This window comes from Rhizobium sp. rho-13.1 (assembly GCF_007000305.1).
Classification (GTDB): Bacteria; Pseudomonadota; Alphaproteobacteria; order Rhizobiales; family Rhizobiaceae; genus Rhizobium; species Rhizobium rhododendri.
The window spans coordinates 1-1,030 of sequence record NZ_SCFL01000076.1; the positions used below are offsets into that span (position 1 = coordinate 1).

The 1,030-nt window shown below is 57.0% G+C and carries 1 pseudogene; it reads left to right on the forward strand.

Annotated features, from left to right (window positions below):
- Positions 1 to 1,030 (forward strand): annotated as a pseudogene (gene istA / locus EQW76_RS28690) (IS21 family transposase); the annotation flags it as partial.

Sequence of the window (1,030 nt, forward strand, 5' to 3'; positions counted from 1 at the left end):
CGATTTGCTGATTATGAGAGCCGCGCCAAACCCACCTATCGCAGTCGTCATGTGGCTGGTGTCGCGATGGAATGCGACTATGCCGGCCATACGATCCCGATCATCGATCCGTCTTCTGGCGAGATCCGGGCAGCACAGATTTATGTGGCCGTGCTGAGTGCATCGCAATTGGTGTTCTCCTATGCCAGCTTCAGTCAGAAGCTGCCGGATTGGATCGAGGCGAACCAGCGAGCCTTCAGTTACTTCGGTGGGGTGACGAAGACAACGATCTGCGACAACCTCAAATCCGCGATTGCCAAGGCTCTCTGGTTCGAACCGACGTTGAACGCGACATTTGCTGCCTTCGCCGAACACTACGATACGACCGTATAGCCAGCACGGCCGCGGCGTCCACGGGATAAACCATCCGCGGAGGGATCGGTTTTAATCGTCGAGAGGTGGGTTCTGGCCAGACTTCGAAACGACCGTTTCTTCAGCCTTGTCGATCTCAATATCCGCATCAGCGCTCTGATCGAGGACCTTAACACCCGTACGATGCGTCGGTATGGAAAATCCCGGCGAGCCCTGTTCGATGAGGTCGAGCGCTCCCAGCTCAAGCCACTGCCGCCAACGCCGTTTGAATACGCGGAATGGAAGGTCGCCAAGGTTCATCCCGATTACCATGTCGACGTCGACAAGACGTTCTATTCCGTGCCGCACGGTCTGATCGGCAGGAAGGTCGATATCAGGCTGACGTATCGAGCGGTCGAGATCTTCTTTGACCACAAGCGGGTCGCCAGCCACATCCGAAGCTCCCAGCGTTCCGGCCATATCACTGTCAATGAGCATATGCCGAAAGCTCACCAGCGCTATGCAAACACGACGCCTCACACGTTGCGCAAGGAAGCGGCGAAGGTTGGGGCCAATACTGCGATATTTATCGAGCGTCTGCTTAGCGATCGGCCGCACCCGGAGCAAGGCTACAGATCCGCTCAGGGCATTCTCTCCCTGGCGCGTCGTTACGAAACCGATCGGCTGGAATTGGCCTGTG